The sequence below is a fragment of the Telluria sp. GW821-FHT07G12 genome, assembly GCF_059418525.1.
Genome location: NZ_JBWKQA010000007.1, coordinates 40,470 through 53,318, shown reverse-complemented (window position 1 = coordinate 53,318; position 12,849 = coordinate 40,470). Strand labels below are relative to the sequence as shown.

Below are 12,849 nucleotides of genomic sequence, written 5' to 3'. Positions count from 1 at the left end.
CCGTTTGACCGTTTAATAGGCAACGGCGTACTCTGATGATTGATTTTTGAGTATTTCCTTTGATTCCAGATAACAGAATGGAGATAATGACATGCCGCAAGAATCATGCTGGTCAGCCCGTGCCCCGCAGAGGAGACATGCAAACTATAAAAGGCATGGGTTCTATCTACTATCGATTGGAGAAACGCAGTGAGTCTTTTTAGAACCAAGAATCTCGACAAGATGGTCGCCCATGCCGGTACCCCCGGCGGGCTGAAGAAGGTGCTCGGGCCCTTCGACCTGATCCTCATGGGGATCGGCGCCATCGTCGGAACCGGTATCTTCGTCCTGACCGGCACCGGCGCGCTGACCGCCGGCCCGGCGCTGACGGTTTCCTTCATCGTCGCCGCCATCGCCTGCGGCTTTGCGGCCATGTGCTACGCCGAGTTCGCCTCGACCGTGCCCATCGCCGGCTCGATCTATACCTACAGCTACGCGGTGCTGGGCGAACTGGTCGCCTGGATGATCGGCTGGGACCTGCTGCTCGAGTATGGTCTTGCGACCTCGACCGTCGCAGTCGGTTGGTCCGGCTATTTCCAGTCGCTGCTGCACACTGTCGGCATCGACCTGCCAGCGGCATTGACGGCGGCGCCAGGCGCCCGCCCGGGCGTCGATACGGTGATGAACCTGCCGGCCCTGGTGATCATGCTGTTCCTGACCTGGATGCTGTCGCTGGGCGTGCGCGAGTCGGCCCGCGTCAACAACGTCATGGTGGTCATCAAGATCTCGGTGGTGGTGCTGTTCATCCTGTTCGGTTTCGGCCACATCAACACCGACAACTGGGCGCCGTATGCCCCGTTCGGCGCCTCGGGCATCATGAGCGCCGCCGCACTGGTGTTCTTCGCCTTCATCGGCTTCGACGCGGTCACCTCGGCCGCCGAGGAAGTCAAGAATCCAAAGCGCGACCTGCCGATCGGCATCATCGGTTCGCTGGCCATCTGCACCATCCTGTACGTGATCGTGTCGGCCATCATGACCGGCATCGTCCCGTTCAAGATGTTCGAAGGCGTCGACCACCCGGTCTCGCTGGCTCTGCAGCACGCCGGCGTCAACTGGCTGGCGCCCCTGACCGACCTTGGCGCCATCCTCGGCATGACCACGGTGATGCTGGTGATGGCTTACGGCCAGACCCGGATCCTGTTCGCGATGTCGCGTGACGGCCTGCTGCCGGCCAAGCTGTCGACCGTGCATCCGAAATACGGCACGCCTTACTTCGCCACCTGGCTGGTCGGCATCGTGTTCGGCGTGATCGCCGCCTTCGTGCCGCTGAACGTGCTGGCCGAGCTGGTCAATATCGGCACCCTGGCCGCGTTCTGCCTGGTGTCGGTGGCCGTCGTCGTGCTGCGCAAGAAGCGTCCGGACCTGAAGCGCGCCTTCCGCTGCCCGGGCGTGCCGATCGTGCCGGCCATCGCCGTGGTGTTCTGCCTGGCGCTGATGAGCTTCCTGAGCGCCATCACCTGGATCGCCTTCCTGATCTGGCTGGGCATCGGCCTGCTGGTCTACTTCGGCTATGCGCGCAGCCGTTCGCTGCTGCACGGCGTGACCCAGCCCTGATCCGCTAAGATCGTTCTCAAGCAGTAACAAGCGGGGCGCCCCGGCACACAGCCGGCGCGCCCCGCACGCATTTTGTGCGCGCTCGCGCCAAAACAATGCAATTTTTGTAAGCCTGGTCCGACATACAGGGGAGTTGCGAACCGATTTCGTGCGCCATGCCCAGTCTGGATAATCTCGGTAGAACATTTACCAAAAGATTGTCTATGACTACCACGTTTGCTATGGATACGCCTGAGCTGGAGATTGCGCCACAAGCGCATGCGGATCAGGCTGTCGCGAGCTCGAAAGCCCTGTACTTTTCCCTGCTCGACAACCCGCAGGCAGCCGCCGGCACGTCCCGCGATTACCTGCTGGCCCAGATCGACGCTGCGCGCCAGGAACCCTGCGACCTGCCGGAATCCGTGTGGGAGCTGCCCGGCTGGATCCAGGGCCGCGCCGAGGCGGTCGGCATCGCCTACCGCGAATACCTGAACGCACGCAAGAACGGCGCAGCGCGCCGCTATTTCGGCAGCAAATCGCATGCCCTGTATTTCCTGAAGGGCGCCGCGCCGACCAAGCTGGTCGACGGCGCCTGGCTGTACGGCACCCTCGGACGCTGGGAAAACCCGGACTTCCACCCGCTCATCAAGACCTATCTCGAAGAGCTGGGCGACGGCGTGCCGGACAAGAACCACGTGACCCTGTACCGCCGCCTGCTGGCCGCGCATGGCTGCGAGCACTGGGAAAACCTGTCGGAAGCCCACTTCGTGCAGGGCGCGATCCAGCTCGCGCTGGCATACAACGCCGACCAGTTCCTGCCCGAAGTCATCGGCTACAACCTCGGCTACGAGCAACTGCCGCTGCACCTGCTGATCACGTCCTACGAACTGAACGAACTGGGCATCGACCCGTATTACTTCACCCTGCACGTCACCGTCGACAATGCCGGCAGCGGCCACGCCCACAAGGCCGTGCAGGCGCTGCGCAACCTGATGGCGCAGTCCAGCGACCCGGCCGCCTTCTTCCAGCGCGTGCTGGACGGCTACCGCCTGAACGAGCTGGGCGCCTGCACCACCTCGATCATCGCTGCGTTCGACCTGGAAGCAGAGTTGGTCGAGATCTTCACGGCCAAGGCCGCGGTCGGCCGCAACATGCACTCGGATTACTGCCGCGTGGCGGGCCGCTCGATCAACGACTGGCTGGGTGAGCCCAAGCAGATCCCGGACTTTCTGGCGGCGATGGAAAACGCCGGCTGGATCCAGCGCGGGCAGGAGGTGGAGCATAGCCGCTTCTGGCGCCTGATCCAGGGCGAGCGCGCCGAGATGTTCGGCGTCTTCTCCAGCTATGAGCAGCAGGTGCTGCGCGACTGGATCCAGACCCCGCGCGATGCCAGCGACACCCAGCGCACGACGCGCGTGCTGAGCCACCGCGCGCGCCAGCGTACGCTCGACACCCTGAACCAGCACGCCGGCCGCAGCGGCTATCCGGAGCGCGGCCTGATCCGGCGCCATGCCGCGGGTGCGCTGGCGGGCGACAGCGAACTGCGCGAGCTGGAAGAGAAGGTGGCCGGCGCCGACGGCAAGAGCGAGGCGATGGCGATGCTGGCCAGGTTGATGTCGCCATCCGTGCACCACACGGCGATCGGTTTGATGGCGACGCGTTTGTATTCGCAACTGCTCGACGCTTGACGGTAACGGCGGCATACAAGAACAGATTTTCCGGCGCGGGCGGGTTCTTCCCCTCCGCGCTTTTCCACGACTAAGGACCTGCCCGTGCAAATTCTCGAACAACGATTCCTACGTGGCCCGAACATCCACGCGGATACCCCCTGCCTGCTGTCCGTGGTCGACCTCGGCGACCTGTACGGCGTCTCGACCCGCGAGCTCCCGCAATTCAACGAGGCCTTGCTCAACCTGCTGCCTTCGCTGGCCGACTACCTGGTGCCGACCGGCCAGCCCGGCGGTTTCGCCCAGCGCCTGCGCGAAGGCACCTACCTGGCGCGCGTGATCGAACACGTCTGCCTGGGCCTGCAATGCCTGGCCGGCGCCCCGGCCAGCTTCGGCCGCACCCGCCCCGTGGCCGGCACGCCGGGCCAGTACCGCATCGTCTGTGCCTACCAGATCGAGAAAGTGGCGCAGCCGGCCTTCGAGCTGGCGGTGGAGATCGTCGACGCGCTGGCGCATGGCGCGCCATCCTTCGACCTGGCGCCGCGCCTGGAGGAGCTGCGCGAACTGGCCGAGCACTACGCGATCGGCACCAGCACCGCGGCCGTGCTGGCGGCGGCCCACGAGCGCGGCATCCCGGTCCAGCGCATCACCGAAGACGCCAACCTGTTCCAGCTGGGCTGGGGCGTCAAGCAGAAGCGCATCCAGGCCACCATCACGGGCGAGACCAGCAATATCGCAGTGCGCATAGCCAGCGACAAGCAGCTGACCAAGCAGCTGCTGCAGGAGGCCGGCGTGCCGGTGCCGGAAGGTGAAACTGTGACGAACATCGACGACGCCCTGCGCGTGGCGAATCGCCTGAAAGTGCCGGTGACCGTGAAACCGCTCGACGCCAACCAGGGCAAGGGCGTGACGGTCGACTGCCGCACGCCCGAGGAGGTGGAGCAGGCCTATGCCTTCGCCCGCAAGCATGGCCGCAAGATCATCGTCGAGCGCTACATCCAGGGCCGCGACTACCGCGTGTTCGTGGCCGCCGGCCGGGTCGCCGCGGCCTCCTGCCGGCGTCCGGCCCACATCGTCGGCGACGGCCGGCTCAGTATCCGCGAACTGGTCGAGATCGAGAACCGCAATCCGGCGCGCGGCGCAGGCCACACCAACATCCTGACCCAGATCGCGCTCGACGCCCATGCCGAGGACATCCTGCGCAAGCAGGGCTACGCGCCGGACTCCGTGCCGGCCGAGGGCGTGACCGTCGAACTGCGCGGCAACGCCAACCTGTCCACCGGCGGCACCGCGGAAGACGTGACCGATCTGCTGCCGGAGACGACGCGCCAGATCTGCGTGCGCGCGGCGGCCAAGATCGGGCTCGACGTGGCTGGCATCGACATCGTCTGCCGCGACATCGGCCTGCCGCTGGCAGCCCAGGGCGGCGCCGTCATCGAGGTGAACGCGGCGCCGGGCATCCGCATGCACCAGTACCCGAGCAGCGGCACGCCGCGCGACGCCGGTGACGCCATCGTCGAGGGCCTGATGGGCAACTCGGACGGCCGCATCCCGATCATCGCCTGCACCGGCACTAACGGCAAGACCACGACCACGCTGCTGATGGCGCACACCGTGCGCCTGGCAGGCCGCGTGACCGGCGCCACCACCACCCACGGCGTCTACGTCGACGGCAAACAGATCACCAAGGGCGACTGCACCGGCTACTGGTCGGCGCGCACCGTGCTGTCCGCGCCCGACGTCGAGATCGCGGTGCTGGAGACGGCGCGCGGCGGCATCCTCAAGCGCGGCCTGGCCTTCGACCGCTGCGACGTCGGCATCTGCCTGAACGTCTCGCCCGACCACCTGGGCCTGGACGGCATCGAAACCATCGAAGACCTGGCCCAGGTGAAGGCGGTGGTGCCGCTGTCCGCCACCCGCGCCGCCGTGCTGAATGCGGAAGACCCGCTGTGCGTGGCGATGGCGCGCCGCGTGCGCCCGGACGTCGAGCTGGTCTACTTCGCGATGAATCCGGAAGAACCGGTGCTGCTGCGCCACCTGGAAGAGGGCGGCCGCGCCGCCTACCTGCAGGACAACGCCATCGTCCTCGCCGACGGCAGCGTGCACCAGGAGCTGCTGCGGGTGGAAAGCATGCCGATCTCGATGGGCGGCCGCGCGCGCTACAACATCGCCAACGGGCTGGCCGCGGCGGCAGCACTGATGGCGGCAGGTTTTTCGAATCTGCAGATTGCTACCGGTCTCTCCACCTTCGTCAGCGACGGCAAGACCAACCCGCTGCGCACCAATGTATTCGAGGTGCGCGGCGTGACCGTGATCGTCGACTATGCGCACAACCCGGCGGCGTATAAAGCGCTGGCCGAGATGGCGCGCTCGCTGCTGCCCGGGAATCTGGTCGGCATCGTCACCGCGCCGGGCGACCGCCGCGACGAGGACCTGCTCGAGGTCGGGCGCGTGTGCGCCGCGCGCTTCGATGAGCTGGTGGTGTACGAGTCCTCGAGCCGTGGCCGGGCGTATGGCGGGGCGGTCGACCTGATCGTGCAGGGGGCGGAGGAGGTGGTTGGGAAGACCGATACCATCCACCGCGAGCTGGAGGTTGGCGAGGCGATCCGCCTGGGGCTCAGCTTGTGCGAGCGTGGGGATGTGCTGGTGTTTGCCTGCGGGTCCTCGCTGCAGGTGTTTGTGGAGGCGATCCGGGAGATGGATCCGGAGAGTGCGGAGCGGATTGCGGCGCAGGCGGGCTAACTCGCAATAAGAATCGGCCGGGACGGCTGCCCGGCCGTTCAGCTTTCCTTCGGCGCAGAGGTCTTGTCCTTATTCCTCATGGTCGTCATCGTCATCGTCATCGGCTGTCTGACCACCTTGGTAGCGCTCGTCTTCCGGATTGAGCTGCCCCGAGCGATTATCCTGGCTCGATTTGTAGGCATCACTGGTCGGATTCAGGCTGTCGCTGCGTTCGTCGTTCGGCATTCTTCCCATGACTTTCTCCTTGGCGATAGAGCCGGCAAGTGCCGGCTCGCAAATTGTCGTCCAACTGCCCGAACAGGGACGCACGCGTGGTGAAAGGTGAATAAAAAAGCAGCGTGTTCTCCACACGCTGCCTTTGCAATAGTCTTTCACCAAGCCGTGTTTGATGAAAGTTTCTTTCATTACACCGAGGCTGCCTCGGTCTCAATCCGCTTCGCCACCTCCGGCGAGGTCGGCCGAATCGCCTCCAGCAACTCGCTGATATCCGAGCCGCAGCCGAACACCAGCAAATCCCCCGGCACGCAGCGCGCCAGCCCGGCACGGATCGCCTCGTGCACGTCCAGCTCCACGCGCAGGTGATCTTCCTCGAACTTCGCCAGGCGGATGCCCTCGACCAGTTTCGAGGAGACAGTACCAGCCGCACGCCCGCGATTCTCGGTCTCATACACCACCAGATCATCGAAGCCGGCCGCGCAGGTAGCCCCAATATCGACCAGGTCCGCATCCCGCCGGTCCCCCGGCGCCGCCACCACGCCTACCAGCCGGCCCGGCGTCATCGCGCGCGCAGTTTCGGCCAGGGCGGCGTAGGCGGCGCTGTTGTGCGCATAGTCGACGATCACGGTCACGCCGTCGACGTCGAACAGGTTCGTGCGCAGCGGGTTGTTCTTCCAGTCGGAGACGAAGCTGCGCAGGCCGTCCTCGATCTCGGCGTTGCCAAAGCCGCTGGCGACCAGCGCGGCGGCGGCGGCCAGGCTGTTGGCGATGTTGTAGCGGGCCGCGCCTTTCAGCGTCACGGGCATCTGGCGCACGTCGACGATCGCTTCGTGGCAGCTGCCGTCGGCCAGCACGATGGCGTTGTCCTCGAAGTAGACCGCGCGGCCGCCGTTCTCCAGGTGGCGCAGCAGGACCGGGTTGTCCGCGTCCAGCGAGAAGTACAGCACCTCGACGCCGTCCGCCAGCTGCGAGGCCATCGCCACGCAGTGGTCGTCCTCGGCGTTCAGCACCACGGCACGCGAGGCGCGCTGGGCCACCACCGCCTTGACCTTGGCAAGCTCCTCGACCGTGTCGACGCCGTCCAGGCCCAGGTGGTCGGCCGAGACGTTCAGCACCACCGAGACGTCGCAGCGGTCGTAGGCCAGGCCGCGCTTGAGGATGCCGCCGCGCGCCGTCTCCAGCACCGCGAAGTCGACGTCCGGCGAGGTCAGGACGCTGCGCGCGGAACGGTAGCCGGTGCAGTCGCCTTTCGCGATCTGCTGGCCGTCGACGTACACGCCTTCGGTGGTGGTGACGCCGGTGCGCAGGCCGGCCATGCGGGCGGCGTGGGCGATCAGGAGGGTGGTCGTGGTCTTGCCGTTGGTGCCGGTCACGCCGATCAGCGGGATGCGGCCGTCGTCCTCGCCGAACAGGGCGTCGACGATGGCGGCGCCGGCATCGCGCGGGGTGCCGCGGCTCGGGTACTGGTGCATGCGGATGCCGGGCGCCGCATTCACTTCGATGATGCCGCCGCGCTGCTCGCGCAGGGATTGCGAAATATCCTGGCACACGATGTCGATGCCGGCCACGTCCAGGCCGATGGTGCGGGCGGCGCGGATGCAGATCTCGCGGGTCTCTTCCGGCAGCAGGTCGGTGACGTCTTCGGCGGTGCCGCCGGTGGACAGGTTGGCGTTGCCGCGCAGGTCGACCGATTCGCCCTCGGGCGGAATCGCATCGGCCTCATAACCCTGTTTGGCCAGTACCTGCAGGGCGATGTCGTCGAGCGGAATCCTGGTCAGGATGTTGGTGTGGCCGTCGCCGCGCGCCGGGTTGCGGTTCTCGATCTCGACCAGTTCGCGGATGGTGTGCACGCCGTCGCCGGTCACGTGCGGCGGCCGGCGCCAGGAGGCGGCGGCGATCTTGCGGCCGGTGACCAGCACGCGGTAGTCGCGGCCGCGCAGGAATTCTTCGACGATGACGTGGCGGCCGTACTTGCGCGCGAATTCGAAGGCGCGCTCGACTTCTTCCGGGGTCGAACAGGCGGTGGTGACGCCCTTGCCCTGGTTGGCGTCGAGCGGCTTGACGGTCACGGTGCCGAGGCGGCGGGCAATGCGCTGCGCCGCGGCCAGGCTGGTGACGGTTTCGCCGGCCGGGACCGGGCAGCCGGCCTGGTCGAGCAGGGTCTTGGTCAGCTGCTTGTCGCTGGCGATGCCGACCGCGATGTTGTTGGTGGCGCCGGTGATGGTCGCCTGCAGGCGTTTCTGCTTGCTGCCCCAGCCCAGCTGGAACAGGTTCGCATTGTCGGTCAGGCGCAGGCTAGGGATGCCGCGCTTGTGGGCGGCGTTGATGACGGCGCCGGTGCTGGTGCCGATCGCGTAATCGTGGGCGGTGTCCTGCAGTTCCTCGATTGCGGCGCCGAGATCGAATTCCTGGTGCGCGGCGATGGCGCGGACCAGGTCCTGGGCGGTGCGCAGGGCGGCGCCGGCCACCTGTTCGAGCGTATAGCCGCAGACCATGCGCAGCAGCCCGGGCTTGCCGGCCACGGCCAAACTCTGGCTGAAGCCGCCGGCGGCGCCGGCCAGGCGCTGCAATTCCATCGTGACCGGCTCCAGGGCCTCGGCGGGCGAGCTGCAGTCGGACAGGCGCGCCGACGCTTCGGGCGGCATGCCGGGGAGTTTCTCGAGCAGGCGTGCGCCGAGGCCGGCGACGCTGATTTCCTCATTGTCGATGACGGCAGTGAGGCAGGGCGTGGCGGCATACAGGTTGGGGCCGCGCAGGAAGCGTTGTTCGGTGATTCTCATGAGATCGGGTTCCGTTTCGTTACATTTTCCAAAAATTCGAGCAGCGGCTGCGGGATGCGGCGGTCGGCGCCGGCCTCGTCGTGCGCGGGCAGGCGGTACTTGCTCCCGGATGGCAGCAGGTGCAGGCGGACGTCGATCAGTTCCGGGGTCTCGCGGTCCGAGATCTCGGCGATGTTGGTGCTCATGTTGCGGCCATCGACGATGGTGACCGCGCCTTCGCCCAGCACCTCGATGCCGACGCCGCGTTCGATCACCAGTGCGGTGTCTTCGTCGATGCCGATGCCCTGCAAATATGGGTTCTGGGCGACCACCGACAGCAGGCGCGAAAGCCGCTGGCGCTCCGAGAAGTGCTGGTCGATGACCACTTTGTGCAGGAAGCCGAGGCCGGCGCCGAGGCTGACCGAGCCCTTTTCGGGATGCAGCTCCACGCGGCCGGTGGCCAGCATGTGGCCGGACATGGCCGAAGCGCCGGCGCTGGTGCCGCCGATGCAGGCGCCGCGCAGCTTGAGGGCCGTGTGCATCTGGGCGTCGAGGGCGGTGCCGCCGATGATGGCCAGCAGGCGCTTCTGGTCGCCGCCGGTCATGAAGATGCCGGTGGCGTCGCGGATGTCCTTGATGTGTTCTTCGTCGTTGGCGTCCTGGCGGCTCTTCAGGTGCAGGTGCATGCGGTTCTGCACGCCCAGATCGCCGAAGGCCTTGTCGTACATCTCCCACATCTGGTCAGCCACCGAACTGGCGGCCGAGATCACGACGATCTTCGCGTCCGCACCGCCGGACAGTTGGACGAAGCGGGTCAGGATTTCCATGTCGTGCTTGCGGTCTTCGTGGCCGCCGATGATCACCAGGTGGCCGTGGCTTTCGCGCAGCTGGCGCGCCTTCTCCTGCTGTTCCTGCATCTCTTCTCGTGCTGTCATGTGCTTTTAGTCTCGGGTGATTTGTGCTTGCGGCATGTCGCGGTTGCTCAAGGCGCCGGTCTCGGTACGCGTGACCGCGATCAGGCCGACGGCGACGTCCTCGCCGAACAGGGCGATGCCGCGCTTGAGGGCCTGTTCGAGCGGCATGCCGTCTTCGATCCAGGTGTAGACGCGGTGCGCCAGCAGGTGGCGCACGATGTGCTCGCCGATGCCGGTGGCTGCCACCGCGCCATGTGGGCCCGCATAGAAGCCGCTGCCGATGATGGGCGTATCGCCGACCCGGCCCAGCAGCGAGGGCGCGGAGCCGCCGGTGGAGGAGGCCACGCCGAAGTGGCCGTCCGGCGCGCGCACCACGGCGCCCACGGTGTCGCAGGCGGCGCCGGCCGGCAGCTCCGGTGCGCTGCCGTAGTTCCAGAAGCGCAGGAAGGCCTTGTTGTCGACACCCGGCATGGCGGGGGCGGCGCCGGCCAGCGCTTCGCGCACCTTGCGGTGCTGTTCGCGCTGGTGCTCCGAGATCTTGTCCCACAGCGGATGGCGGATCGCGGCGGCGAAGCGGTTGGCGCCGTCGCCGGCCAGGAACCAGTGCGGGGTCTCGGCCACCGCGCGTGCCAGCAGCACCGGATTCTCGATGCCGCGCACGCAGGCGACCGCGCCCAGGCGGCCGCGCGTGTCCATGACCGAGGCGTCCATCTCGACGGTGGCGCCATCCAGCGACAGCACCGAGCCGCGGCCGGCGTTGAAGCGGCCATCGTCTTCGAGGACAGTGACGGCGGCGATCGCGGCTTCCAGTGCATCGCTGCTGATGCCGAGTTCCTCGACGGCGCGCTGCGCGGCGCGCTCGCAGCCGTCCTTGTAGTCGGGGGAACTGCCTGCGCCGCCGTGGACGACGATGGCAAAGCCGCCTTGTGTTGTTGTCATTCTTCTTCTCCAAAATGATGCATGCCGCGCAGACCTTCTGGCGCGGCATCGATGTTCCACATTATGCAAACGATATATAAATTGAAACATCGGTACCCTTGCCGTGTGTGTGTAAGACGGCGCTGACACGGCCCTACGGGCAAACTCCGGAGAAGAATTCAGCGCACCACGGATACCTGGCGCAGGGCGAAGCGCAGTTCGCGGGCCACCTGCCGGCGCTGCGCTTCGCTGACGAAGCGGCCGACCTCGATCCGCACGCCGCGCGATTCCAGCGTGATGAGGGTACGGCGCGCGCCGCCAAGGGCGGCATCGGCGGTCAGCACCCGGGTCCGGAGCGGATCGAGGCGCGACTGGCTGCGCACCTCGGCCCGCACGCATTCGACCAGCAGGCAGTCGTTCGAGAGGACGATGCGCTCGCGGTCGAGCGCGTGGCGGGCGTAGAGCAGCAGGGCCAGGCCGACGCAGGACAGTTCCAGCAGCGAAAAGGCCAGCACCATCCAGAAACCCTGCAGCAGGAAGGCGAGGGCGACCGACAGCGACAGGGTGCACAGCAGCGCATAGGCGCGCGCCACCTGGCGCGGCGTCATCGAGCAGTTGCGCTGCAATGTGCACTCGTAGAGCATCGTTGTCTCTCTGGCTAGTCCCGACAATATAAGCCTGTCGCGCCCCGCGCACGATTGCCCTCTGTGACCGGCTGGCGACAGTGTCCGGGCTGGCGGGGTAGGCCCGACTTCTGGTAACATCTCGCCCCTTTCCCTTTCTCCTCTTCTGGTCAGGCATCCATGGCGAACGCTTGCGGCGTCGATTTCGGCACCTCCAATTCCACCGTCGGCTGGGTTCGTCCCGGCCACACCAGCCTGCTCGCCCTCGAGGACGGCAAGGCCACCCTGCCTTCGGTCGTGTTCTTCAACGCCGACGACGAGCAGGTGCGCTATGGCCGCGCGGCGCTGGCGGACTACCTGGAGGGCTATGAAGGGCGGCTGATGCGCTCGCTGAAAAGCCTGCTCGGGACCAGCCTGATGGATGGCCAGACCGAGGTGGCCGGGCGCGCCTTGCCGTTCCGCCAACTGCTGTCCCACTTCATCGGCGAGCTGCGCCGCCGCGCCCAGCAGCAGGCCGGGCGCGAATTCACCAGCGCCGTGTTCGGCCGTCCGGTGTATTTCGTCGACGACGACCCGACTGCCGACCGCCTGGCCGAAGACACCCTTGCCGAGATCGCACGCGCGGCCGGTTTCAAGGAAATCGGCTTCCAATACGAGCCGATCGCCGCCGCCTTCGACTACGAATCGCGGATCGAGAAGGAAGAACTGGTGCTGATCGCCGACATTGGCGGCGGCACCTCGGACTTTTCGCTGGTCCGCCTCGGACCGGACCTCGCCGGACGCATCGAGCGGCGCGAGGACATCCTCGCCACCGGCGGCGTGCACATCGGCGGCACCGACTTCGACAAATACCTGAGCCTGGCCTCGGTGATGCCGCTGCTGGGCTACGGCAGCGCGCTGGTGTCGGGCGCGCCGGTGCCGTCCAGCTATTATTTCAACCTGGCGACCTGGCATACGATCAACCAGGCCTATACCCGCAAGAGCGTCGCCCAGCTGGAAGACCTCGCGCGCGACGCCGCCGAGCCGGCCAAGCTGTCGCGCCTTCGCAACTTGATCGACGAGCGTGCCGGCCACTGGCTGGCGATGCGTGTCGAGGAAGCGAAGATCGGCCTGTCCGGCACGCCGCTGGTCGAGCTGGACCTGGACCGCCTGTCGCCGCCCGAGCGTATTCAAGTCGAGCGCGCCGTGTTCGAGAGCGCGATCGCGGGCATGGTCGACCAGGTCGGCGCCACCGTGCAGCGCTTGCTGGGCGAAGCCGGGGTCGACGCCGACAAGGTCGATACCGTGTTCTTCACCGGTGGATCGAGCGGCGTGGCTTCCCTGCGCGAGCGGATTGCCGCCATCGTGCCCCAGGCGCGCCGCGTCGAGGGCGATCTGTTCGGCAGCATCGGCGCGGGGCTGGCCATCGACGCTTCGCGTAAATTCGGATAATTGAAAG

At 66.8% G+C, this 12,849-nt stretch carries 9 protein-coding genes; 4 read left to right on the top strand and 5 right to left on the bottom strand.

What is annotated here, in order from left to right:
* Nucleotides 1-189 precede the first annotated feature (189 nt).
* The 3 genes from bcaP (at nucleotide 190) to cphA (AC07PE_RS22550) (ending at nucleotide 5,981) form a co-directional block, all read left to right on the top strand.
* Nucleotides 190-1,593 (top strand): branched-chain amino acid transporter BcaP, encoded by a 1,404-nt coding sequence (gene bcaP / locus AC07PE_RS22560; protein WP_498768685.1) that lies wholly within the window; start codon nucleotides 190-192, stop codon nucleotides 1,591-1,593.
* A 221-nt stretch (nucleotides 1,594-1,814) separates the two neighbouring features.
* Nucleotides 1,815-3,260, top strand: a complete 1,446-nt coding sequence (locus AC07PE_RS22555) for an iron-containing redox enzyme family protein (RefSeq protein ID WP_498768683.1) — start codon at nucleotides 1,815-1,817, stop codon at nucleotides 3,258-3,260.
* Nucleotides 3,261-3,344: 84 nt separating this feature from the next.
* A complete protein-coding gene (gene cphA / locus AC07PE_RS22550; protein ID WP_498768681.1) occupies nucleotides 3,345-5,981 on the top strand; it encodes a cyanophycin synthetase in 2,637 nt (878 codons plus the stop codon).
* A 69-nt stretch (nucleotides 5,982-6,050) separates the two neighbouring features.
* On the opposite strand, the gene AC07PE_RS22545 is transcribed toward cphA (AC07PE_RS22550), so the two are convergent.
* From AC07PE_RS22545 to AC07PE_RS22525, 5 genes are all read right to left on the bottom strand, one after another.
* Nucleotides 6,051-6,386 carry a hypothetical protein gene (locus tag AC07PE_RS22545; RefSeq protein ID WP_498768679.1) on the bottom strand — a complete coding sequence of 112 codons (336 nt, stop codon included), beginning with the start codon at nucleotides 6,384-6,386 and terminating at the stop codon, nucleotides 6,051-6,053.
* Nucleotides 6,386-8,977: a cyanophycin synthetase gene (gene cphA / locus AC07PE_RS22540; protein WP_498768677.1), complete on the bottom strand. Its 2,592-nt coding sequence runs from the start codon at nucleotides 8,975-8,977 to the stop codon at nucleotides 6,386-6,388. Before cphA (AC07PE_RS22540) ends, AC07PE_RS22545 begins: the two co-directional genes overlap by 1 nt.
* Nucleotides 8,974-9,891: a cyanophycinase gene (locus AC07PE_RS22535; protein ID WP_498768675.1), complete on the bottom strand. Its 918-nt coding sequence runs from the start codon at nucleotides 9,889-9,891 to the stop codon at nucleotides 8,974-8,976. Before AC07PE_RS22535 ends, cphA (AC07PE_RS22540) begins: the two co-directional genes overlap by 4 nt.
* A 6-nt stretch (nucleotides 9,892-9,897) precedes the next feature.
* Nucleotides 9,898-10,809 (bottom strand): isoaspartyl peptidase/L-asparaginase, encoded by a 912-nt coding sequence (locus tag AC07PE_RS22530; protein WP_498768673.1) that lies wholly within the window; start codon nucleotides 10,807-10,809, stop codon nucleotides 9,898-9,900.
* Between the two features lie 158 nt (nucleotides 10,810-10,967).
* Nucleotides 10,968-11,432, bottom strand: a complete 465-nt coding sequence (locus AC07PE_RS22525; RefSeq protein ID WP_498768671.1) for a DUF2244 domain-containing protein — start codon at nucleotides 11,430-11,432, stop codon at nucleotides 10,968-10,970.
* 159 nt (nucleotides 11,433-11,591) lie between these two features.
* Between AC07PE_RS22525 and AC07PE_RS22520 the strand changes: the two genes are divergently transcribed.
* Nucleotides 11,592-12,842, top strand: a complete 1,251-nt coding sequence (locus AC07PE_RS22520) for an Hsp70 family protein (protein WP_498768669.1) — start codon at nucleotides 11,592-11,594, stop codon at nucleotides 12,840-12,842.
* Nucleotides 12,843-12,849 lie beyond the last annotated feature (7 nt).